General features: G+C 54.0%; 19 protein-coding genes. 8 read left to right on the top strand and 11 right to left on the bottom strand.

Annotated features, from left to right (window positions below):
* Window positions 1-555: 555 nt before the first annotated feature.
* The 8 genes from RQI55_RS23220 to RQI55_RS23185 form a co-directional block, all read right to left on the bottom strand.
* Window positions 556-861 carry an aldehyde dehydrogenase family protein gene (locus tag RQI55_RS23220; RefSeq protein ID WP_311273624.1) on the bottom strand — a complete coding sequence of 102 codons (306 nt, stop codon included), beginning with the start codon at window positions 859-861 and terminating at the stop codon, window positions 556-558.
* Window positions 862-1,021: 160 nt separating this feature from the next.
* Window positions 1,022-1,804, bottom strand: a complete 783-nt coding sequence (locus RQI55_RS23215) for a glucose 1-dehydrogenase (protein WP_311273623.1) — start codon at window positions 1,802-1,804, stop codon at window positions 1,022-1,024.
* 2 nt (window positions 1,805-1,806) lie between these two features.
* Window positions 1,807-2,655, bottom strand: coding sequence for a fumarylacetoacetate hydrolase family protein (locus tag RQI55_RS23210; protein ID WP_233124438.1), 849 nt, complete (start codon window positions 2,653-2,655; stop codon window positions 1,807-1,809).
* Complete coding sequence (locus RQI55_RS23205; RefSeq protein WP_311273622.1) at window positions 2,652-3,080, bottom strand: cupin domain-containing protein; 429 nt, start codon at window positions 3,078-3,080, stop codon at window positions 2,652-2,654. The genes RQI55_RS23210 and RQI55_RS23205 overlap by 4 nt, the downstream gene beginning before the upstream one ends.
* Window positions 3,081-3,108: 28 nt before the next feature.
* Window positions 3,109-3,504, bottom strand: coding sequence for a RidA family protein (locus RQI55_RS23200; protein WP_311273659.1), 396 nt, complete (start codon window positions 3,502-3,504; stop codon window positions 3,109-3,111).
* Window positions 3,497-3,916 carry a thioesterase family protein gene (locus RQI55_RS23195; protein ID WP_311273621.1) on the bottom strand — a complete coding sequence of 140 codons (420 nt, stop codon included), beginning with the start codon at window positions 3,914-3,916 and terminating at the stop codon, window positions 3,497-3,499. Before RQI55_RS23195 ends, RQI55_RS23200 begins: the two co-directional genes overlap by 8 nt.
* Window positions 3,917-3,938: 22 nt before the next feature.
* Window positions 3,939-4,724, bottom strand: coding sequence for an SDR family NAD(P)-dependent oxidoreductase (locus tag RQI55_RS23190; RefSeq protein ID WP_311273620.1), 786 nt, complete (start codon window positions 4,722-4,724; stop codon window positions 3,939-3,941).
* A 7-nt stretch (window positions 4,725-4,731) separates the two neighbouring features.
* Window positions 4,732-7,041: a bifunctional salicylyl-CoA 5-hydroxylase/oxidoreductase gene (locus RQI55_RS23185; RefSeq protein ID WP_311273619.1), complete on the bottom strand. Its 2,310-nt coding sequence runs from the start codon at window positions 7,039-7,041 to the stop codon at window positions 4,732-4,734.
* 572 nt (window positions 7,042-7,613) lie between these two features.
* On the opposite strand from RQI55_RS23185, the gene RQI55_RS23180 reads away from it, so the two are divergent.
* The 3 genes from RQI55_RS23180 to RQI55_RS23170 all read left to right on the top strand — a co-directional run bounded on the left by RQI55_RS23180 (window position 7,614) and on the right by RQI55_RS23170 (window position 12,730).
* Window positions 7,614-9,767, top strand: a complete 2,154-nt coding sequence (locus RQI55_RS23180; protein WP_311273618.1) for an indolepyruvate ferredoxin oxidoreductase subunit alpha — start codon at window positions 7,614-7,616, stop codon at window positions 9,765-9,767.
* Window positions 9,768-9,783: 16 nt separating this feature from the next.
* A complete protein-coding gene (locus tag RQI55_RS23175; RefSeq protein WP_311273658.1) occupies window positions 9,784-11,334 on the top strand; it encodes an indolepyruvate oxidoreductase subunit beta family protein in 1,551 nt (516 codons plus the stop codon).
* A gap of 88 nt (window positions 11,335-11,422) precedes the next feature.
* Window positions 11,423-12,730 carry an MFS transporter gene (locus RQI55_RS23170; protein WP_311273617.1) on the top strand — a complete coding sequence of 436 codons (1,308 nt, stop codon included), beginning with the start codon at window positions 11,423-11,425 and terminating at the stop codon, window positions 12,728-12,730.
* 266 nt (window positions 12,731-12,996) lie between these two features.
* Here RQI55_RS23170 and RQI55_RS23165 read toward each other — a convergent pair whose 3' ends face one another.
* Genes RQI55_RS23165 through RQI55_RS23155 form a run of 3 tightly spaced genes read right to left on the bottom strand, consistent with a single transcriptional unit; the run spans window position 12,997 to window position 15,954 of the window.
* A complete protein-coding gene (locus RQI55_RS23165) occupies window positions 12,997-13,503 on the bottom strand; it encodes a MarR family winged helix-turn-helix transcriptional regulator (RefSeq protein ID WP_192067729.1) in 507 nt (168 codons plus the stop codon).
* 19 nt (window positions 13,504-13,522) lie between these two features.
* Window positions 13,523-15,112 carry an NAD(P)/FAD-dependent oxidoreductase gene (locus RQI55_RS23160; RefSeq protein WP_311273616.1) on the bottom strand — a complete coding sequence of 530 codons (1,590 nt, stop codon included), beginning with the start codon at window positions 15,110-15,112 and terminating at the stop codon, window positions 13,523-13,525.
* Window positions 15,113-15,168: 56 nt separating this feature from the next.
* Window positions 15,169-15,954, bottom strand: coding sequence for a cyclase family protein (locus RQI55_RS23155; RefSeq protein WP_311273614.1), 786 nt, complete (start codon window positions 15,952-15,954; stop codon window positions 15,169-15,171).
* A gap of 548 nt (window positions 15,955-16,502) precedes the next feature.
* On the opposite strand from RQI55_RS23155, the gene RQI55_RS23150 reads away from it, so the two are divergent.
* The 5 genes from RQI55_RS23150 (at window position 16,503) to RQI55_RS23130 (ending at window position 23,494) form a co-directional block, all read left to right on the top strand.
* A complete protein-coding gene (locus tag RQI55_RS23150) occupies window positions 16,503-17,009 on the top strand; it encodes a MarR family transcriptional regulator (protein WP_311273613.1) in 507 nt (168 codons plus the stop codon).
* Window positions 17,010-17,507: 498 nt separating this feature from the next.
* On the top strand, window positions 17,508-18,143 hold the full coding sequence (locus tag RQI55_RS23145; RefSeq protein ID WP_311273612.1) for a TetR/AcrR family transcriptional regulator: 636 nt from the start codon (window positions 17,508-17,510) through the stop codon (window positions 18,141-18,143).
* Between the two features lie 31 nt (window positions 18,144-18,174).
* Complete coding sequence (locus tag RQI55_RS23140) at window positions 18,175-19,284, top strand: efflux RND transporter periplasmic adaptor subunit (RefSeq protein WP_311273611.1); 1,110 nt, start codon at window positions 18,175-18,177, stop codon at window positions 19,282-19,284.
* A 44-nt stretch (window positions 19,285-19,328) separates the two neighbouring features.
* Window positions 19,329-22,445: an efflux RND transporter permease subunit gene (locus tag RQI55_RS23135; protein WP_311273610.1), complete on the top strand. Its 3,117-nt coding sequence runs from the start codon at window positions 19,329-19,331 to the stop codon at window positions 22,443-22,445.
* Window positions 22,446-22,669: 224 nt separating this feature from the next.
* Window positions 22,670-23,494, top strand: a complete 825-nt coding sequence (locus tag RQI55_RS23130; RefSeq protein ID WP_311273609.1) for an alpha/beta hydrolase — start codon at window positions 22,670-22,672, stop codon at window positions 23,492-23,494.
* Window positions 23,495-23,674: the final 180 nt, after the last annotated feature.

Below are 23,674 nucleotides of genomic sequence, written 5' to 3'. Positions count from 1 at the left end.
GACAGACGGAGCGTATCTGAAGGGAGGGGGCGTGCTCTTGGATCGCATGATGAAGAGGCGGCATTCCCACGCTCTATTCAAATGATTTCGGAGGGTGATTTTTATAGCGCGGATCACCCAGAGAGGTCTATCTTGGGTGGTCTGCCCCATGAAAAGTGTTTCTTCTAGAAGTTTGCCTTGCCAGCCCGAAAGCATTGAAACGGCAGCGAAGAGACACAAGGCAGAAGAGATTGTCACGGATCTTCGTCATGTTGAGGTGCTAAATGCGCAGGGCAATCAATGGCGGAGGCGATCCATTCGGTCAGGGGTAACGTACGTTACATACAATGGGTTGTGGCAGAATTCAGTGGCCTGAACGGAGATCAAGTGAAGTGCTTGGAAGAATTTGATACCGAGAACGCGCGACTCTTTTAAAAGCGGCACGCTGAACGGCGAGATTGCAGCGACAACGCAAAAGTGGCCTACGGATCGACATCGCAAACCGGCCGGGCATATCTTACGGAATCGTCTGGCCTGCAATATGGCGCGACACACCTGCGGCTGAGCGCAAGCAGCTTAGTTGACTTTGAAGTTGGCTTTGGCACCGCGCGAAACAACCTCATTGACGAGTATGTCAACAAAGTCGCCGCGGTACTTTTCAACTAATGCTGTGGCCTTCGACAGCCACGCCTCGCGCTTCAGCGCTAAGCTTTTTCCGAACGACCTGAATGCCTCGTAGGCGCTACTCACCGTGCGGTCGACGTCTGTCGCATCACCCTCGGCAACCCGGGCACAGAGCGTATCGTCTTCTGGATAGTTGTCAGTGGAATAGCGGCCACTCGACTGTTGCGTACCCTCATCTCTGATCCAGAGATCAACCAAATGAATACTCGTTCCGGCACGTATATTTATGATGCAATCCACCTTGCAGAAATCGTTGAATACCCCCACGGAACAATTGTGTTCACTAACTCTGGTGCCATTTGAGCGTGGTAAGATCATCTGATGTTGGCGATGGACCAGGCACTGAGAGCCTAGTTGGTCACTCCTCGAAAATACCCGTTTGTTTTGCGACTCGGTAATAAGCAGCGCCTGCCGTAAAGCCACCGTCGATGACGAAGTCCTCGCCTGTGATGAAGCTGGATGCGTTGGAGGCCAGAAACAGCACGAGTTCGGCGATCTCCTCCGGTTTTCCGCTGCGCTTCATCGGAGTCATCTCGATCATCGGCTTCAAATGCGGGCTGCTGGCGTTGAGGCCGGTGACGACGAGGCCAGGGCAGACGGCATTGACGCGTATGTTCTTCGAAACCAGCTCCATAGCCGCACTGCGGGTCAGACCACGCAGGCCCCACTTGCTGGCGGTATATGCCGGGTCGTAATGGCCGGAAAAGCCGCTATTGGAGGAAATGTTGATGATGGAGCCGCCGCCACCTTCCGCCATGCGGTCGGTGACCGCTTGTATGCCGAGAAAGGCGCCGGTCAGGTTGACCTTCAGCACCCGTTCCCATGCTTCCAGACCTGTCGTCGCGACCGTCGAGCGATTGATGATGCCGGCATTGTTGACGAGAATATCGATGCGGCCCTTCCATTCGGTGGCAAGTGCGATGACGCCAGCCCAGCTTTCGGGATCGGTGACATCGAGATGGATGAAACGCGCTTCCAACCCGTCATCCTGCAAGGCCTGCGCCAGGGCGCGACCTTCCTCGTCAAGCACATCGGCGATGATGACGGCTGCACCTTTGGAGGCAAACAGCCGCGCTTCGGCTTCGCCCTGTCCGCGCGCACCGCCGGTGACGATGGCCAGACGGCCCTTGAGATCGCTCATGGTCATACCCTCGCTGCGATGGTGGTCTGGCGCTGTTCGCCCAGGCCTTCGATACCGAGCGTCATGACCTGACCGGGCTGAAGGAAGACCGGCGTTGGCTTGATGCCCATGCCGACGCCCGGCGGTGTGCCGGTGGCGATGACGTCGCCCGGCATCAGCGTCATGAACTGGCTGATATAGCTGACGAGATGGGCAACGCCGAAGATCATGGTGGATGTGTTGCCTGTCTGACGACGCTGGCCGTCGACATCGAGCCAGAGCGACAGGTTCTGCGGGTCCGCAACCTCGTCACGGGTCACCAGCCATGGGCCGATGGGGCCGAAGGTGTCGTGGCTCTTGCCCTTGGTCCACTGCCCGCCTCGTTCCGACTGGAAGGCGCGCTCGGACACGTCGTTGACCACGCAATAACCGGCGACATGCGACAACGCATCGGCTTCGGTGACATATTTGGCGCGTTTGCCGATGACCACGCCGAGCTCGACCTCCCAGTCGGTCTTGGCGGAGGTGCGGGGTATTTCGACATCGTCATTGGGACCGACGACCGCTGTTGTTGCCTTCATGAACAGGATCGGCTCGGGAGGCGGCTCCTTGCCGGTCTCCTTGGCATGGTCGGCATAGTTCAGTCCGACGCAAATGAACTTGCCGACATTGCCGACGCAGGCACCGACGCGATCGGCGGACACGACTGGCAGGCTTGCCGGATCAATGGTGCGGATTCGGTTTAGAGCCTCATCATCAAGAGCTTCGCCTGCGATGTCGGAGACGATGCCGGAGAGATCGCGCAATGTGCCATCATCAGCCAGAAGTGCGGGCTTTTCAGCACCAAGCGCGCCTAGTCTCAACAGTTTCATTCTGCTCTCCTGAAGCCAACCAATACGCTGTCATCAACGTCGGGCAGATTGACGACGATGTTGTCGGGCGTGCGGGTCGTCAGCCAGACCAGTTCTTCCGTCGTGGACATGTTGACTTCGATATGTGGCCAGTTCGGCGGTACGAAGATGAAGTCGCCTTCCTCCATGTCGAGGAACTCCTGCCAGGTCTCGCCAAAATAGATGCGCGCCTTGCCCTTGAGCACATAACCGCCGGTCTCGGCCTCACCATGGTGGTGCGGATAGGAGCGGTAGCCGGGGTCGTTGGAGACCTTGCCGAACCAGATTTTGGTGGCAGGCGTGTGCTGCGGGCTGACGCCGGAGATGCGCACGCAGCCGCCGGACTGGCCGGTGCCGGGATCTTCCTCGCCCTTGCGGGTAATCACGGGCATGACTTTGCTGGTCATCGAATTCTCCTCCTCTTTGATCTCTAAATCAGTCCGGAACCACGGCTAGCGACTGGATTTCGATCTTGGCGCGGTCTTCCATCAGCGCCACGACCTGCACGGCGGCCATGGGCGGGAAGTGACGACCGATGATCTCGCGGTAGATGGCACCGATTTCCCGCATGCGGGACTTGTAGGCCTCACGATCCGTGAAATACCATGTCATCTGGATGAGATGCTCAGGCTTGGCATTGGCAGCCTCCAGCACGCTGGCGATGTTCAAAAGCGTCTGGCGGACCTGATCGACGAAGTCATCGGAATGGAACTGGCAATGTTCATCCCAGCCGATCTGGCCGCCGACCTGAACGATACGCCCGCGGGCGCTGATACCGTTCGAATAGCCGATGGGCTTTGCCCATCCGTCCGGTTGGATGATTTCATGCATCATGTCTTGGCTCCAGATAACGTGTCAGGCCTGCGCGGATATCGTCGGGCCAGGGATGGGATTTATGGTCGGTCAGCGACGTCATCACGATGCGCTGGCGCACCGTCCAGATGATGTCGCCGTTAACGGTCACGATGGTTTCGAGATCGAGCGAGGCGCGACCGATGGCGCGCACATACACGGCAAAATCCAGCACATCGCCGTAAACGGCAGGCTTCTTGAACTCGAGGTTCATGGTCACGGTCGGCAAGCCCAGTTTGCGCTCGAACATGATTTCTTTCCATGTCACATCAAATGACGCGAACATCGCTTCGTTGACGTCGACCAGCATGGACAGATAGGCCGGATGGTAGGCGATCCCGGTGAGGTCGCAATCGCCAAAACGCATCGGCTTTGATAGTGTAAAGGGCATGGGTTTTTCTCGCTTTTCTTGCTCAGCCAACCATGACTTCGCCGCCGGCAACCGCAATGGCCTGTCCGGTGATGGAGCCCGCACCTGCGGAGACAAGCCATAATACGGTGTCGGCTACCTCCTGCGGCTGGATCAGGCGAGCCTGTGGGTTGGATTTCGTGAACTCGGCCAAAGCCTCGTCACGGCTGCGGCCAGTCTTTTCCATGATGGTATCCAGCGAGCGCTGGATGATCGGCGTGTCGGTAAAGCCTGGACAGACGGCGTTGACCGTCACGCCTTTTTTGGCCAGTTCCAATGCGAGCGCGCGCGTCATGCCGATCACGCCATGCTTGGCGGCGCAGTAGGCGGATACGTAGGCATAACCCGTGAGACCCGCGGTTGAGGCGATGTTGATGATGCGGGCACCCGTGCCATGGGCTTTGAGGTCGGCAAGGGCTGCCTGCGTGACGTTGAAGACACCGGTCAGATCGACGGACAGCACGTGGCTCCACATATCGAGCGTGGTCTTCTCGAAGGGCGCACTCGGAGCCTCCCCGGCATTGTTGACCAGAATAGAGATAGCCCCGAACGTCTTGCGCGCGCGCTCCAGACCCTTGGCAATAGCATCCGGCTGGGTGACATCGAAGCCGTCGAGCACAAGGCAGTTGCCGCCGATGGCGGCGGCCACATCCTGCAGCGGCTGGCGGCGGCGACCGGCGAGCGTCACCTTCGCCCCAGCTTTCGCCAGCGTCATGGCAATGGCCGCACCGATGCCGCTTCCGGCTCCAGTCACCAGCGCGTGGTGGCCTTCAAGGCTCTGCGTTACCATGCCGACCTCACTTTGCCGCCGCGCGGTCTAGATTGGCTTCGTATTGTGCTTTCGCAGACATATATTGCTTGGGCCAGGCTATTGATTTCAGGCCGATCTTGGCGGCTTCGTGCAGAGCCCAGGATGGATCGGCAAGATGCGGACGGGCAACGGCGCAGAGATCCGCACGACCTGCCGAGATGATGGAGTTGGCGTGGTCGGCCTCCGAGATCGCACCGACGGCGATGGTCGGGATGCCGATTTCGTTGCGTATCTTGTCCGAGAACGGCGTCTGGAAGAGGCGGCCATAAACCGGCTTTTCTTCTTTCGATACCTGACCGGACGAGCAGTCGATCAGGTCCGCACCCGCATCCTTGAACATCTGGGCATAGATGGCCGCATCCTCAGGCGTGTTGCCGCCCTCGGCCCAGTCATGGCAGGAGAGGCGAACCGAAATTGGCTTGTCCTCGGGCCAGGCTGCACGCACGGCGGCAAACACCTCCAGCGGATAGCGCGCCATATTCTCATGGCTGCCACCATATTCATCTTCACGCAGATTGGTGAGCGGCGACAGGAAGCTGGACAACAGATAGCCGTGGGCGCAGTGCAGTTCCAGCCAGTCCGCGCCGGTTTCAGCCGCGCGCTTGGTTGCGGCCACGAAGTCGGCCTTGACGCGGTCCATATCGGCCCGGTCCATCGCCTTGGGAACGACACTGTGTTTCAGATAGGGTATGGCTGACGCCGAAAACAGCGGCCATGCGCCGGTTTCCAGCGGCTGGTCGATGCCTTCCCAGGCCAGTTTCGTCGCACCCTTGCGCCCGGCATGGCCGAGCTGAATGCCGACCTTGGCGGCGCTGTTGGCATGTGCAAAATCCACGAACCGTTTCCAGCCCGCAATCTGCTCGTCGTTCCACAGCCCAAGGCAACCGGGGGTGATGCGGGCATCGGGCGATACGCAGGTCATTTCAGCAAAGACCAGACCGGCGCCACCCATGGCGCGTGCGCCCAGATGCACCATATGGAAATCGTCTATCAAACCATCGGTCGCCGAATACATCGCCATGGGCGACACGACAATGCGGTTGGCAAGCTTGGTGCCGCGCAGCGTATAGGGCGTGAACATTGGCGGCAGGCACCGCTCATTGTCCTTCACCTGAAGGCCGGATTGCTGGGCAAACCAGTGTTCATAGCCTTCCAGCCAGTCCTTGTCGCGAAGGCGCAGATTTTCGTGGCTGATGCGCTGCGAGCGGGTCAGCATCGAATACATGAACTGTTCGGGCGGCAGCGTATCCGCATAACGCTGGCCTACCACTTCGAACCATTCCATGGCATTGCGCGCCGCATTCTGGATGCGGGCAACATCGACGCGGCGAATGTCCTCATAGGTCTTGAGAACATCGAGAATGCTCTCCTTGCCGTGACCGGCCTTGTTGAACTGGTTGGCAAGCTCGATAGCATCGTCAATCGCAAGCTTGGTGCCGGAACCAATGGCAAAATGGGCGGTGTGGGCGGCGTCGCCCATCAGCACGACATGGGAATTGCCGTTGAAATGGCTCCACTTGCCGCAGATCAACCGGGTGAAGTTTAGCCAGGCGCTGCCACGCATGTGGCGCGCATTGGTCATCAGTTCCGAACCCTCAAGCGTTTCGGCAAACAGGTCCTGGCAGAAATCGATGGATTGCTGCTGATCCATCTGACCCAGGCCATGCGCCTGATAAGCCTCTTCCGTCGTCTCGACGATGAAAGTCGAGGTGTTCTCGTCGAACTTGTAGATATGCGCCTGAAACCAGCCGTGATCGGTCTTGCGGAAATCGAAGGTGAAGGCATCGAACAGCTTGTTGGTGCCAAGCCAGATGTAACGGTTCGGCCGTACCGCCATATCGGGTTCAAAAATCTCTGCATATTTGTTGCGGATTTTAGAGTTCAGTCCGTCCGACACGATCAGAAGATCAGCATCCGGGTATTCCAGATCGCTCTCGACCTCGGTCTCGAATGTCAGTTCGACGCCCAGCGCTTCGCAGCGCGCCTGCAATATATTCAGCAGCTTCTTGCGGCCGATGCCAACAAAACCATGGCCGGTGGTGCGCTGGCGTGTGCCCTTGAACAGCACCTCGATATCGTCCCAGTGGTTGAATGCCTGCTGGATCTCGTCAGCGCTTTCCTTGTCCCATACCTGCATCGAGGCCATGGTCTGGTCGGAAAACACGACGCCCCAGCCGAAGGTGTCATAGGGCCTGTTGCGCTCGACCACCGTGACGTGATGTTCGGGATGCAGTTTTTTCATCAACAGCGCGAAATACAGCCCTGCAGGACCTCCACCAACACAAACGATACGCATGTCACCCTCCACGGTTCCGCCCAGCTTAACGGCGCTCAATTTATTTTAAGGTTAAACTAATTTCCTAAGCATGCGCTGTCAATTAAGAGAATGACGTTTTTCAGAAAATTTTGTAGAAAAGATAAAACTGCGCGCGCTGTAGCTTTGCAGATCAGGGTTGGCAAAGTATGATTGTCCATCCTCCAGTTTAAATAAAAATTCCCGAATGTCTTAGCAAGAGTCAAAGCTGGTTTCCCGCAAGTAGATATTCCCTGCCAGCAAAATAACCGCTATTCTACGGCACTTTGACCGTAGCGACGAACTAGAATAATTCGTTAATATTCTACACGAGCAATCATTATGTTGAATTGACTGAGCATCTACGGGGGAGAGATTTTTTTGAAAAAGGCAAGATACGCAAGAATGCTAGACTGGAATGATATATGCGTGAACACGATTTCAGCGCGCAGCAAGATCACTAAACAATAGGCTAAACGGCAATTCGTTTAGGCTTAAAGTTTATCTGTTGCATGTTCTCGAATTTGGAAATATGGTTTTGCATATAATACCGTGTTTATCATAGGGGATTTGGCATGGCGGAACGATCATTTGCACGTGAAGTTGAAGATTTGAAACTCGGCGAAGGTCAAGTTTTTAGCGGTGAGGGTATTCTGGCAATTACCAAGGCACTGCTACAATCCGGCGTATCTTATGTCGGCGGTTATCAAGGATCACCCATCTCGCATCTTATGGATGTCTTGGCCGATGCCAGGGATGTTATGGCCGATTTGGGGGTGCATTTCGAATCCTCTGCCTCTGAGGCCGCCGCCGCAGCAATGCTGTCGGCATCGGTAATGTACCCGGTACGCGGAGCTGTGACGTGGAAGTCGACCGCCGGAACGAATGTCGCCTCTGACGCCCTCTCCAATCTGTCATCCGGGGGCGTTACCGGAGGCGCCCTTATCATTATCGGCGAGGACTACGGTGAAGGTTCCTCGATCATGCAGGAGCGCAGTCACGCTTTTGCGATGAAGTCGCAGATGTGGCTTCTCACGCCTCGTCCTAACCTTCCTGCTATCGTCGATGCGGTGGAAAAAGGCTTTGAGCTTTCGGAAGCCTCAAACACGCCTGTCATGTTGCAGGTGGGCATTCGCAGCTGTCATGTCCATGGCCAGTTCACCGCAAAGGACAACAAACGGCCAATCTATACCCTTAAACAGGCTATGGAAAATCCGGTGCGGGATTTAAGCCGCATCGTGCTGCCGCCAGCATCTTTTCACCATGAAAAGGAAAAACTGGAGAAGCGCTGGCCTGCTGCTGTGGAGTATGTGAAAGAAAACCGCCTCAACGAGTTTTTCGGTCCTGAAGAGGGAGACGTTGGACTTATTCTTCAGGGCGGCCTTTACAACAGCACCATGCGTGCGCTCCAGCATCTTGGTCTAGCCGATGTTTACGGTAATAGCCGGGTTCCGATTTATGTGATGAATGTCTCTTATCCTTTGATCGATGACGAGATCGTTGCGTTCGCCGCCAACAAGAAGGCGGTATTGATGATCGAGGAGGGAGCGCCAGAATATATCGAGCAGGCACTGCACACGCTGATGCGCCGCCGCGATATCCAGACGAAAATATCTGGCAAAGATTTGCTGCCGATGGGCGGTGAGTATACGACGCAGGTCCTGATTAAAGGACTGGCTGGATTTCTTGATGCCAATGCAGCAAACCTCCTTGGAAATCGCCCTCCTGTTCCCGATCCATCGCATGTGCTCAATCACCCGAAAGTCAAGGCATTGGCTGAAGTCGTTCCTGCACGGCCTGCCGGCTTTTGTACCGGCTGCCCGGAACGCCCGATTTTCGCTGCCATGAAACTGGTAGAAAAGGAACTTGGACCACATCATGTTTCGGCCGATATCGGCTGCCATTTGTTCTCTATTCTGCCGCCATTCAACCTCGGCGGAACGACCATGGGTTACGGCCTAGGCCCTGCGTCTGCATCCGCTTTTAATGTCGAGGCAGATAAACGCTCGATTTCCGTCATGGGAGACGGCGGCTTCTGGCACAACGGGCTGACCAGCTCCGTTGGCAATGCAGTCTTCAACAAGCACGATGGCGTTACCCTCATCGTAGACAACTTCTATTCCTCTGCGACGGGTGGTCAGGACGTGCTCTCGTCTCGGGCAAGCAATCCTCGTCGCAAGACCAACAACTCCATCGTGGACGCCGTCAAAGGCATCGGAGCAACCTGGGTCCGACAGATCGACCACACCTACGATGTCGCGAAAATGCGTGACATTCTAAGAGAAGCCCTGACAACGGATGAAAAAGGGCCGAAAATCATTGTGGCCTCTTCCGAATGTATGCTCAACAAACAGCGACGCATAAAACCGCAAATAGCCAAGGCAGTGAAAGACGGCAAGCGTGTTGTCAAGGAGCGGTTTGGTGTCGACGAGGATGTCTGCACGGGGGATCACGCCTGTATTCGTCTCTCCGGCTGTCCATCCCTTTCTGTGAAACATACCGATGATCCGCTCAGGGACGATCCGGTGGCAGCGATAGACAATTCCTGTGTTGGCTGCGGCAATTGCGGTGAGGTGTCGGAAGCAGCCGTTCTTTGTCCGTCCTTCTATCGAGCAGATGTCATTCACAACCCAACGCGTCTGGACAGGGCTCTTTACCGCCTGCGTTCTGCGGTCATTGGCTGGTTGCAAAAGCGCAGATCTGCGTCACGCATCGTTTTCACGGCATAAGAGGAGGATCGTTATGATGGATATTTTGCAGAACCATTTTTCCTCAACGCTTTCGCCAGACAAGCCGTTGTCCATCGCCATTCTGGCGATGGGTGGACAGGGCGGTGGCGTACTTGCTGACTGGATCGTGGGATTGGCCGAAGCACAGGGATGGGTCGCCCAAACAAGCTCCGTTCCTGGCGTCGCTCAACGTACTGGTGCAACGATCTATTACATGGAGCTTTTGAAAAGCCGAGAAGGCGAAACCCCGATCCTCTCACTGATGCCCACACCGGGCGATGTGGATATCGTCATAGCTGCAGAGTTGATGGAAGCCGGACGCTCCGTTATCCGCGGGCTGGTAACCCCCGATAAAACCCAGCTAATTGCCTCCACTCACCGCTCCTATGCAGTGGGTGAAAAAGAAAAGCCGGGGGATGGAATCGGAAATCCTGTCGTGGTGATTGACGCCACCGATTTTGCAGCAAAAAAGACAATCGCCTTCGATATGGACACCCTGGCCACCAAGAATGGCAGCGTTGTTTCTTCTGCTCTGTTTGGTGCCTTGGCCGCATCCGACGCACTGCCTTTCTCAAAAGAAGCGTTCGAGGGAACGATCAAGTCCGGCGGTAAGGGTATCGAAGCTAGTTTGCGCGCTTTCAATGCTGCTTACGAACGCACGAAGAAGGGCGACAATGACAAGCTGACGGCGCTTCCCGTCAAGAAACTTGAAGACTTACCAACGTCCGGCGGGCATCCGGTCTTGGACCGCCTTCTTGCGCGAATTCGTAATGAGTTTCCTGAAAACGCGCACTCCATGCTTTACGCCGGTGCGAAGAAACTCACCGAATTTCAGGATCCTGCCTATGCCGACGAATATCTTACCCGCGCAGCCGCGTTAAACAAGGCTGATATCGCTCATGGTGGCGCGGACAAGGGCTTCACTCTGACTGCTCAGGTTGCAAAATACCTTGCGGTGGCGATGGCCTATGACGACGTGGTCCGCGTTGCGGATCTAAAAACGCGCGCCACTCGATTTGAACGGGTCCGCAAAGAGGTTGGTGTGAAAACCGATCAGCTTCTTTACACCACGGAATATATGCATCCGCGTTTGGAAGAAGTATGTGGAACGCTTCCGAAAGCAATCGGCAGTTGGATCGAAGCCAGTCCCAAACTCTCTGTTTTCCTCAATCGACGTATCGACAAAGGACGCAGGGTCAAAACTGGAACGATGTTCTGGTTTCTTGGGCTTTATGTGGTGTCCAGTCTTCGCCGTTTTCGCCGTTCGAGCCTGCGTCACCATATGGAAGTCACCCATCGTGACGCCTGGCTTGAAAAGGTGTTGGAGATCCTTCCGCTCAACTACGATCTGGCGGTTGAGGTTGTCGGCAACCGCCGTCTGGTCAAGGGCTATTCCGATACACATTCGCGAGGGCTTTCCAAATTCGATCGGGTGATGTCGGCCTTACCTCTGCTCAAAGATCGTGAAGATGGAGCAGCCTGGATGCGTCGTCTTCGCCAGGCCGCCCTGCTCGATGAGGAGGGTATTGCGCTGGATGGTGCTTTGAAAACCATTTCTACGCTTTAGAACAGCGTGGCGTGGTGCGCCCAGCATCAATGGTCAATCTCGTACAGTGTGCGCAAACCAAGGTTTGCGCATCGAGGAGGTTTCTATCATGACGCACTCGATGAAAATTGGAACATTCACCGGGACGAACCCGCCTGAAGTATCCAGACGCAAAAGCCTGCTGGTTGTTGCGCTTTGCTGGTTGGCGATTTTCGCAGAAGGATACGATGTCGGTGTGTTGGGCGCTATATTGCCGTCTCTTGCAGCAGACCAGGTCTGGGCGCTGACTCCTCTTGAGTTAGGTGCAATGGGCAGTTACACGGTTGTCGGAATGATGCTTGGCGGCATCCTTGTGGGGACCATGAGCGAGCTTTATGGTCGCAAGCCACTGTTTATTGGCTGTCTTAGCCTGTTTGCAGCATGTATGGTTCTGACATCGCTTGCACCAACACCATTTTGGTTTGCGGTAAGTCGTTTTGTCGCGGGTCTTGGTTTGGGCGGCATCATTCCAGTGGCTGCGGCTCTGACCGTAGAATACTCGCCCAAAAGCCGTAAAAGCTTTAATTACGGACTGATGTATTCCGGTTATTCAATCGGCATTCTTGCTGCTGCGCTTTGCAGTCGCACATTTCTTGCCGATTATGGATGGCGCATGATCGTGCTGTTCGGTGCCGCCCCCTTGCTGGTTGTGCCTCTTTTCTACTTCCTGCTGCCTGAATCAGTCGAGACCCTTGTTTTGCAAGGTAAACATGAGCAGGCTGCCAAAACCGCCAAACGCATGGGCATTGGTGTTCCCCAAAATATAATAGGCAGTTCCAATGCTCCGGGCTGGACTGCCGTGTTGCGCGCTATCTTTTCTCGAGAGAAAGCATTCGAGACTGTCTGCTTCTGGGGTGGTCTCTTTCTGGGGCTGCTTCTTGTCTACGGTCTTGCGCAATGGCTTCCGCAGATCATGCGCAAGAATGGATATGATCTCGGAGATAGCTTGCTTTTCCTTGCTGTTTTTAGCCTGAGTTCCGCTATCGGCGGTATCATATTAGGAACATGGGCGGATAAGTTTGGCGTGAAGCGGACTGTGGCGTTATCGTACTTGGTGGGTGCGGTCGGCATTGCCGCGCTTACCATCAAGAGTTCGATAGTGATGAACTATGTCTTTGTCGCAGTCGCGGGCTTCGGCACCGTTTCCGCATCATTGATCTTGACCGGGTTTCTCGCTCAGCGGCTTGATCCGACAATCCGCTCCGCCGGCATTGGCTTTGCGTTGAGTTTTTCGCGGATTGGTGCTTTGACGGGCCCGTTGCTCGGCGGCCTTATTGCCAGCACAAGCCTTGCTCCTGCATGGAATTTCTATATTTTTGCCGCTGTAGCGGCAGTGGCTGTTCTTGCTACAATACTCATACCCTCAGCCAAACATTGACAGACACACGATCGGCGTCTGAGCAGATGGCGACAACACGCTGTAACGCCTGGGTGATAGAACCGTAGCGAGGAACAGCGCTGTTTTTTGCCGATCAGCCGGGTGAGCTTTCGGCTCAGGTAATCAGCGCAAATATCCGATCTAAGAGCATTGTTGGAAGTGATTTATTGAATAACGACTGTACTGATCCTGTTCCACTAAGACTACGCTCGTGGTTTCGGCGATAAGTCGCAGTACGCCTGTCAGTCACGATCGAGCAGCCACCATCATATGTCGTGCTTACGTATACTCCGCAGGATCTTGTGCAAGGTCGTCACAAAAGCGCGATACTCGTCGTCTTCGATATCCTTGAACATTCTGCGCAAATCGCCATACATGATGGGCCAGAGATCCTCGAAGATCGCCCGCCCTTCTTCGGTAATCGAAACATCCCGTACACGCATGTCATCCGATCTGGTGGTTCTCCTGATCAATCCCTGTTCTTCAAGGGAATCGACAGTGCGACTCATGGTCGACTGCTCGGTAACTGCTAAAACGGAAAGTTCGTTGATCGTCAGTGAGGCCGAGACATTCAGCACTGCAAGAGTTCGCATCTTGACTGTCGTTATATCTCTCGCCTTCAGGTCCTCCGCAAGATTGGCATTCCACCGTGCCATGATCCGGTTCATCATATATGGTGCGAAATTGTGAAGCCCGATTTCGCCCATACTTGGAATACGGCCGTTCTGATCGTCAACATTCCCGATAACTTGGCCAGAAAAGCCGTCTTCCATCTGCAAGCGTCCTTACTCGTTACTTCAGGGAAGATGCCAGCAAAAAGCCGGACCCCCCTGCCAAGCCGGGTCCTGGATGGGTTGAAGCCCCGATGTGATGGAGCCCGGAAATATGTGTCTTGTGATTAACGGTGGTTTTGAAAGGACGCCAGAGGAAAAATTGATCAAGCCCGCAGAAGCCGCCGTAAGGATCGCCGCCAACGAGGTTAACATTCATCGTCTCAAGATCACTCGGTGCATAACAACGACGGGCAAGAACGATATCATCGAAATTTTCAATATGTGTTCGCAGCATCAACTCCACGCGGTCCGCGTAAGATTCACGCATGTTGTCAGTCCAGCAACCATCAGCGGGGCATTCCAGCACGCCAGCTGCGTCACCCTTGATGTGGCGGGGCGTATCTGGCAATTGCAACCATAAGATTGCGCCACCATCGGGAGCACGGCTCGGATCCAGTGCTGTGGGTTGGCCCAGACAAACGGTCGGTTCGGCAGGCAGAAGGCCACGTTCGGCTTCGTTTGCAGAGCGCGATACGCCATCCAGACCAGGTGTTAGATGCAAAAGGGCCACTTTGCCGAGATCATCGCCACCCCTCCATCGCGGAGGTGCCTTCAACGCATAATGGATTTGCATATTGCCTTTACCATAACGATACGAAGCAAGTCCCTCATGAATATCCTGCGCAAAGGTTTCACGGGACGAATGAAGCAGACGTTCATAAAGTTGGTGCGGAGTGACAGAAGCGATGACGCCCTGTGAGGCATTGAATTGCCGACCGTCTGAAAGGGTTATGCCTGTCGCCTTGTTCGAACCGTTGACATTTATACTGTGAACATCCGCACCCGTCATGATCTCGCCACCCTGGTCGCGGATCAGTTTCTCAAAGGCGCGCACTAGGTTGTCCGCACCGCCTTTGACAATAGGAGCGCCAGCCGCCTCAATTGCAAAGCCGATAACACGGGTCATCTCCGCAGAGTAGCTGCTTTCAGGACCCAGACCGCAGTGTAATGCCCAAGGCGCCCAAAGGGCCTTGATCTCTTCCGAACGATATGTCTTTTCAAGATAGCTTCTGGCCGGCGAGACAGCTTCACCGAACCAAGCCATCAGGCCTTTGATGCCTTTTTTCCACACTTGCCGAACAAGCAGTTTGGCTGTTGCGAAAGACAAGAGATGGCCACCTATCAATCCGAAGACAAAACCCGCATTGTCTGCGAATTTGGTCATGTCACGATCAAAGGCCGCGCCATCTCCAGCACCTTTTGTCTCGAAATGTGTGATGTTCCGCTGGCGATCCGTGGAAAGTATGGCGTGGCTGCCATCAGGCCGAAGAGTGCCTGTTGGAAGCGAGGAATGGCAAAATTCCAATCCCCTTGCTTCGAGATCCTTGCCAAGGGCCGCATAGGCTGGCGATGTCAGGAATAGCACCATCGTAGTGGCCATGACATCGTGCCGAAAGCCCGGCAGCGTGATCTCTTCCGTTCGGAGACATCCGCCGATCCGGTTGTTTCGCTCAAGTACCAAAACTCGCTTGCCTTTTTTTCCAAGCAAGGCTGCGGCGACGAGAGCATTTATACCGCTCCCAACGATGATGTAATCAGGGTCGGCCATAGGCACACTCCGTAAGATGCGCACGCCTCGGCTTCGTTAGCCGAGGCCGTGCGTCATTAGACAACCAGAGCCAACGCACGAACGGGTGAGCCGGTGCCTTTGACCAACTTTAGGGGTGCTGCAATCAGTATCGCACCCTTTGCTGGCAACTGATCCAGATGGCTGAGACTGGCAAGACCATACTTGTTGGCCTTATGCACGAGGTTATGGGCAGGGAAAGGTGGGTTCATGCCGCCTGCCGATCCGGCATCGGTGCCAATCGTTTCCTGACCCCAGCCAATGATCTCCTTTGATAAAAGATACTCGATGGCTTCGGGAGTTGGACCTGGAGAATGTGGCCCAGTCTCATCCGCATTGAGGAAGGTATCAGTTGAGCCGTTGCGCTTGTACCAGTCGGTGCGCAAAAGGACCCAGGTGCCAGCTTCAATGTCGCCGTGCTCGGCTTCCCATTCTTTGATGCTTTCGACGGTCAGCAGGTAATCCGGATTTTCCGCAGCCTCGCTTGAGCGGTCGATGACATTGACGGGCGCTACGAAATTCTGGGGTGCTATTGTATCCGTTGTGTTCGAAGGATGGTCCTTGCCGGTAATCCAGTGGGCAGGCGCATCAAAATGCGTTCCCGTGTGTTCACCAAGTTCTAACCAGTTCCATGCCCAGAAGGGGCCATCCTGATCGTATGTAGAAATGGTATGAACTTTGACTTGAGGAGTATTCTTGCCAAACTGAGGCGGAAGATAGAGCACTGGTGTGTCGGGTCCAAGTGGCGCGGTAAGGTCTACCACCTTTACTTTGCCGGAGAGTAGTCCATTCGCAAGTCCTGCGATTATCGAAGCGTCTGTCATTCGTCGTTCCCCTTTTTTACCTCTTTTCCCCGGTTGTCCCTGCACGATCGAAGACACGTTCGCGGAAAGTGACAAGAAGCGTATGACCAAAAAAACAATAGCGCAAGAAATTTGTTTAAGCTTAAATTACTTTCGTATCAGAAGCGCGCGTTGGTCATCGCGGACTTCAAAACCATGCGTAATTCGAATGAGGCACCTTTCGGTCACACTGGTGGGTCGAGCATGGAAAACAGCGAGAGTGAATCGGCAGCTGTGCGTCGACGATATTTGAAACACCATCCACTTTCATTTTTGTTCGATGCCCCAAAGGACCGGGCAAGAGGGGCGCATCTCTTCAAGTTAAACTTCTAGAGTTCATCCGACTAGAACGGGCTCCCGGGGTGGTATGTTTTGCCTCGGTGCAGTGCCTGGGGCAGGGCAGGGCATGGTCTCGTCCAGAATGGAAAGCTTGCGGGTCAAAGCTCCTCGACACGCTCCATAAAAATCCAGTATCTATTGAACTTATCGCAATGTGTCTGAGAAGTCAGAGCTTGAATTAAGGACGGTACATGTCGGCTATTGATCTGGAGATTATGGTCAGAGACGCGCAAGAAGGGAAGAAGCAGGAGCTTCGACTTTGGCTTCGAATGCTCTCAACAACTAAGTTGATTTCTCAAGAAATACGACGTCGATTAAGGCGTGAATTCGGAGCTACGCTTCCTCAATTTGATCTTCTGTCGCAGCTTGACCGAGAGAAAGACGGTTTGCGACTTGGTGAGTTATCTAAACGCACGATGGTGACGAATGGCAACATCACCGGACTTGTGGAACGTCTGGAAACGGATGGCTTCATCATCCGCGAAAAATTGACCGGCGACCGCCGAGTTGTCGTAGCGTTCTTGACCGACAAGGGTCGCAAGACATTTCAGGCAATGGCTGAGGCGCATGAAGCGTGGTTAAAAGACCTGATGGCCGACGTTGATCCAATAGTGCTCTCGGGACTATTGACCCACGTCGGTCATATAAAACTATCGGCGCGCAACCATCTTTCAGGAGATGAAACAGATAATGAGTGATCTAAACCACCTTCTCGGCGGTTTGGTTTTCAATAAAGCTAATTGCATCTGATCGGAGCATTCGGCGGTAAGTCGGAAAAGATTGGAGTTGTCCGGCTCTGACACTGAGGCACTGAATACGACCAAATTGCAGATGCGCTACCGACTGCCCACAAGGTTGAGCCGTCGTACCCATCGCCCTACGTAAAATTCTCGTCACCGTAAGCTACCTTCCTAAATATGCGCGCAAACTCACTTTCATCCCGACCGTTTGGGCTTTCCTGCGTTCAGGGACCCGGCTTGATATTGGTGAAGTCACCGGACGGCTTCTGGCACCATTGAGAAGAAATATTAGGAAAGTTCAGCGGCATCTCGGTTGATTGCAAGCCGCAATTTCGCGCGGAAAAGGTTGACCAGTTGCCTAGATGCTTCAATCTTCAACAAATCTTGCTTGACTATAATAAAATATAAAAATACGAATGACGAAATTCATAAATCGTCACACCAAGGCTTGTGTTCATGTCCCGCCGACCTACAGAAACCACCCCGGACAATCTTCGCGAAGAAAATATAACAAAGATACTCGACGCTGCCGATCGAACGTTTCGCCATTTTGGCTACGGCAAGACTACCGTTGCAGACATTGCCAGCGACCTAGGTATGTCAACGGCTAACATCTATCGCTTCTTCGCATCGAAAGTGGAGATCCACCAGGCCTTGTGCGCACGGATGTTGCAGGTCTGTCGGGACTGTGTCCAAGACGTCCGTAACATGCCCTCGAGCGCAGAGAGCAGGTTGCGGGAATTTGTGCGGGTACACCATGAATGGACATTGGAGACGATGCTGGACCAATCAAAGGTCCATGAAATGATCATTGTAGCCATAGAACGTGATTGGCCCGTATTCGAAACCCATATCGACCTGCTACAGGGCATCGTTTCTGAGATCATTGAAGAGGGTGTGGCGGCGGGTGAGTTTCCCGAACAGGACCATGTCCTCGCATCGCGATGCTTTGGCGCAGCGACAGTCACACTCTGCCACCCTCAGGTTGTTTCCCAAGGCTTTTATAAAAAACATCGTGCTTCTGTGGATGACATCACCGATTTTGCAATTAGCGCTCTGAAGAACGCAACGCCGCGAAATCCTGTCGCCTAGATGACACTGTATTCTAGTTTGAGGTGTAGCCATGAACTCGTCTATCTTCCAGCGGACTTCCTTCTTCTTGCCGATACTCTGCACATTTTCGCTCACTCTATCTGGGTGTAGTGAGGAAAAGAGCGAAACCGTCCTGGATGTCATCCGTCCCGTGAAAACCGTTGTAATTGCTCACTCACATGATGGTAAAAGTCTGAGTTACTCTGGCGCAGTGAGAGCCAGGGTGGAATCAAATCTCGGATTTCGGGTCGCAGGCAAAATTGTTGAAAGGAATGTAAACATTGGCGACCGGATTGTGCCCGGCGACGTGCTGGCGCGCTTAGACCCGACTGATCTGCAACTGAATGTGCGCACTGCGGAAGCCAATTTGAAAGCGGCAGAAAAAGGCGTCGCGACCGCTGATCTCGCTAACAAGCGAGCCCAGCAACTCTTTGAGAAAAATGCTGTGGCTCAATCACAGATGGAGCAAGCGTTGCTCGCTTATGACCAAGCCCTTTCGACCCGAGACGCGGCAGCATCAACGCTCGATCAAGCGAGAAACCAGGTTGGTTACGCGAGGCTGACGTCTGACATTACAGGAATTGTTACAGCCATCGGCGCTGACGCTGGAGCCGTTGTCTCCGCGGGCGCGACGGTCGCTACCGTCGCATTAGACAACGAAAAAGAGATACAGATCGCCGTTCCCGAAAATGAGATTGTGAAATTCAGTCCTGGCAAGATCGTAAGGGCGGTTTTTTGGTCAGACTCCGCTTTGGTGTTGCAAGGAAAGGTCCGAGAAGTCTCTGGTAGTGCAGATCCGCAGTCGCGGACTTTTGCGGTTCGAGTCAGTCTCCCAGAAAATGCCAGTGTATTGCTTGGAATGACCGCGACAGTTGAAACGCGCAGTAGCAGCCCCAAAGGAAGCTACTCTGTTCCGCTGGAAGCGTTAGCGGAGCGGGACGGCCAAAAGATTGTCTGGGTGGTCGATCCAAAAACGTCAACTGTGAATGCACGGGCCATCGATGTAGGGCAATTTACCAGCAACGGTGTCGACGTCCTATCAGGCTTGAGAGCGGGGGATGTCGTTGTCATTGCCGGCGCGCAGTTCATGACTGACAACCTCAAGGTGAAAATGCAGGCGACGCAGACCGCGCAAATGTAGTCCACAGCTTCCGGTCTTCATGACCACTCCAAGGAATTACAAAAATGGATAAGTCGAGTGAGGGGAAGCGTTCCTTCAACCTATCACGTTGGGCAATCGGTCATCCAAGCATTGCCCGTTTTCTGTTCGGCTTGATCCTGATCACTGGAGTGCTCGGGCTTATGCGGATGGGTCAAAAAGAAGATCCTGATTTTACATTCCGCATAATGGTGGTCCAAGCAATATGGCCTGGATCATCGATTCAAGAGATGCAGGATCAAGTCGTTAATAGGATCGAGAGAAAGCTTCAGGAAACACCTCATCTCGACTGGGTCAAGTCTTACACCCGTGCTGGAAGCGCGGTCATAACGCTACAGATAAAAGGCAGCGCAAAAGCCGACGAGGTAGCCGATGCTTTTTATCAAGCTCGAAAAAAAGTGGGTGATATTACTCGCGAACTCCCTGAGGATTTGCTTGGTCCCTATTTCAACGACGAATTTGGCGACACTCTGGTAACGCTCAACTCGATCAGCGGAGTAGGCTACACCTTCCCCGAGCTGAAAAAACTCGCGATCCAGGCGCGTGACATGCTGTTGACGACACCAGGTGTCGAAAAGGCCGTGATCATCGGTGACCAACCAGAGAAGATTTATATCGACATATCTTCCAAGTCGCTTGCAGAGCGAAAGTTGACGCTCAACGATTTGCGGGATGCAATCAAGGGTCAGAACAACGTCGGTCCAGCCGGCTCAGTAGAGACCGCTACCCGATCTGTCCGGATCGCTGTTGAAGGTGACGTTAAGCGCGCGGAAGATATTCGGGAACTCCGTTTGAGCGCTGGCGGACAAATAACGCGCCTCGGCGACATAGCGACTGTTACTGCAAGTCTCGAAGAGCCTTTTCAGCGCAAATATCGCTTCAATGGCTCGGACAGCGTGCAAGTGGGCGTGGTAATGGCGAAGGGCTACAAAGTCACAGATGTCGGCAAAGCGGTTGAGGAGACCTACAAAAATTTCCAGAAAACCTTGCCCTACGGTGTCAAGGTCGAGCAGATCGCAAACCAGCCGGCGGTTGTGACCGAAGCGGTCGGCGAGTTTATGACAGCGCTGCTCGAAGCTCTGCTTATTGTTCTTGTGGTGTCTTTTCTGTCTATTGGTTGGAGGTCTGGTCTGGTGATCGCCATCACCATTCCCCTTGTCCTAGCAGCTACTTTCGCGATCATGTACCAGTTGGGTATCGATCTGCAGCGTATCTCCCTCGGCGCTCTGATAATCGCCCTCGGCCTACTGGTGGATGACGCGATGATTGTCGTCGAGATGATGGAAAGAAAACTCGAAGAAGGTCTGGGCAAGGTCGACGCAGCTAGTTTCGCTTACACATCAACTGCATTCCCGATGCTGACTGGCACGCTAATCACCACCGCCGGCTTCATACCGGTTGGATTTGCGGAATCGACTGCGGGAGACTACGTGCGGTCTCTGTTTTACGTCGTCGGAATTGCGCTCGTTACATCGTGGTTTGTAGCGGTCTATTTCACACCTTGGCTTGCCAATATGATTTTGAAAGAGCGTGTCGGAGGAGGGGAGCACCACGATGTTTTCGACACCCGCTTTTATAGGGGCCTTGGGGCGGTCGTGTCGTGGGCTGTGCGTCGCCGCCTTGCCGTCCTGGCGATGACGCTGGGTGTATTCGCGACGAGCATATGGTCTTTCCAGTTCATTCCTCAAAACTTCTTTCCACAATCCTCGCGGCCTGAAATCCTCGTGGACCTTTGGCTACCCGAAGGGACGAGCATCGCTGAAGTCGAGTTGCAAGCCAAAGCGCTGGAAGGCAAAATTATGGGGGACACTGACAAAAAGTTTGTCGCAACCTATATCGGCGAGGGTGCCCCACGCTTCTTCCTTCCGCTAGATCAGCAGCTTCTTAATCCCAATTTCGCGCAGCTTCTGATTATGGCGAACGACGAACCGGCGCGCGAGCGGCTAATCGTGAAACTGCGCTCCATCTTGGCGGAGGACTTCCCCTCTATCCGAGCAAAGGTTGAACGTCTTTTCCTAGGTCCTCCAACAGGGTGGCCAGTACAAATGCGTGTCATGGGTCCCGACCGTAATGAAGTTCGGCGTATCGCAAATGAGGTCAAAGCAGCTTTTGCAAATAACCCATTACTTAGCGCCGTGCACGATGATTGGTTGGAGCCTGTGCCTGCGATGAGGCTGATCATTGATCAGGATCGCGCGCGCGCGCTCGGCGTCACTTCTCAGGGGGTGCGCCAAGTGCTTCATTTTGCTATGACCGGGTCGCCACTCGATGACTTTCGGTTTGGCGAAGAGACGGTGTCAATCGTTGTGCGTGAAGAGAACAGCACGCGCCGACTGCTCTCAGCAGTAGACTCGGTATACGTTCCGACCGACCTAGGGAAATTTGTACCGGTCTCACAAGTCGCCAAGGTTGTTCCTGTATTAGAGCAGGGCGTTGAATGGCGTCGCGACCGCTTGCCAACGATCACCATACGCGCCACCACGCAGAATGACGCTCAACCGAACGAGATTGTACAGAAAATGTACACTGACATGCAGAAGCTGCGCAACAATCTTGCGCCTGGCTACAAAATTGAGATCCAGGGCGGAGCGGAAGATTCAGCGGAAAGCCAAGCATCGATTGCCGCAAAGGCACCGATCATGCTTCTCGTCATTGTATTGCTCCTAATGGTGCAATTGCAGCACTTCGGAAAGGCTATACTCGTGCTTTCAACTGGCCCCCTGGGCATAATCGGTGCGGCAGCAGCTTTGTTGCTCAGCGGAGCACCGTTTGGATTTGTTGCCATCCTTGGGGTCATCGCTTTGTTGGGTATCATTATTCGCAATTCGATAATTCTCGTGGACCAGATCGATCAGGATATCCTTGCCGGAGTCCCCAAGCATGTCGCCATAGTAGGCGCCACGGTACGGCGCTTCCGCCCGATCGTTTTGACCGCATTGACGGCAGTGTTGGCACTTATTCCAATCTCTCGCGGAGTCTTCTGGGGACCACTCGCCTACGCAATGATGGGGGGAATCCTTGTAGCCACTGTCTTGACAATCATCGTACTCCCAGCAGCTTACTCGTTCTTTTTTGGCAAAGAAAAAACGATGAGCAATAACTCAAACCGAGCGATTTTGCGACTTGGCTCGGCAGAGAACTAAGCATTTCTTCAACACGACGCTGCGAGGTTTCGGAAAATTCTTCTACATTCGTTGGCCACTTTTCTTACAGAGCGGTTCAACCGCAGCTCACAAGTGAGGAGGGCGATCTCTGTCAGACCGGTTCATGTGAAGCGTATGATGATGACTTTAATGCCAAGCCTATAGTGGCCTGGCGCAAACCAGCCTGAAATGGGCAAATATTTACCAACACCAGGGAGAAGTTGATGAGTGATATTGGTACACACGATGGATTGGTTCAGATTACTGACTATTTTGCTGACGGAATAAGAGTTGAGCGATATCAATCTACGCAGACGTCGAACGAGAATACCGAGAAGCTAGTTCTCGTTCATGGAGGCACTCAGGCGTCATGGGCATGGGAGCAGTTTGCGCCGATCCTAGCAGAAGCAGGTTATGACGTTCATGTCCTCAACTGGTTCGGACGTGGTGGTTCGGGCGAGGTGAAAGATGAGGAACTCATCCGGATGTCGATACGCGATGTAGTGCCGGATATACACAAAGTTGTGTCGCACATCGGAGGCAAACCTATCCTGATAGGACACTCAATGGGTGGGATGGCCTGTCAGCTTTACGCGGCAGAACATACGGTCGGCGCTCTGGTACTGTTGGCACCTGTGGTGCCGGCAGAGGCGAAACCTGACCCCGTTGAGGTCCCAATTGATTTAGAGGTTCTCTGGTCGCCCCCTACGAGAGACCTAGCTAAGGCATTGTTCTTTGGTGGTCTAGAGCAAGACGAGTGCGATAGATATATTGATCGAATGTGTCCAGAATCTCCTGTTCGTTGTTTTGAGGCGACCCGATTTACTCTTTCTGTGGACCCAGGTCGCATCAACGTTCCCGTGCTAATTGTAAGCGGCGAAAGCGACTTATTGACACCGTTGTCGACCGGAGAAGCATTGGCTAAGCTCTACAATGCGACATTTCGGACATTGTCTGGGGCTGGCCACAATTTGCTACTGGGAAAGCGTGCTGGAGAAGTCACTGATATCGCAATTCCATGGCTTCTGAACCTTCGTGTTTCGATTTGAAGGCAGCTGTGGTTTCTCAACAAAGTAAGGGGATGAATGCGCAGTCCCAACGTCCACGCGTCAAAGCGCCATGTTTGCAACACTCAACGGCAGTCTGGTTTACGGCGCAGGATTTCGTTATGGCTGTGACCTTGCCCCGTTGAAATAATCCATTTTGAAGTAAGCTCTGGCCCATTGAGA

Source organism: Rhizobium sp. WCS2018Hpa-16 (assembly GCF_031843705.1).
GTDB lineage: Bacteria > Pseudomonadota > Alphaproteobacteria > Rhizobiales > Rhizobiaceae > Agrobacterium > Agrobacterium tumefaciens_C.
This window is presented reverse-complemented; position numbering and strand designations above follow the sequence as displayed.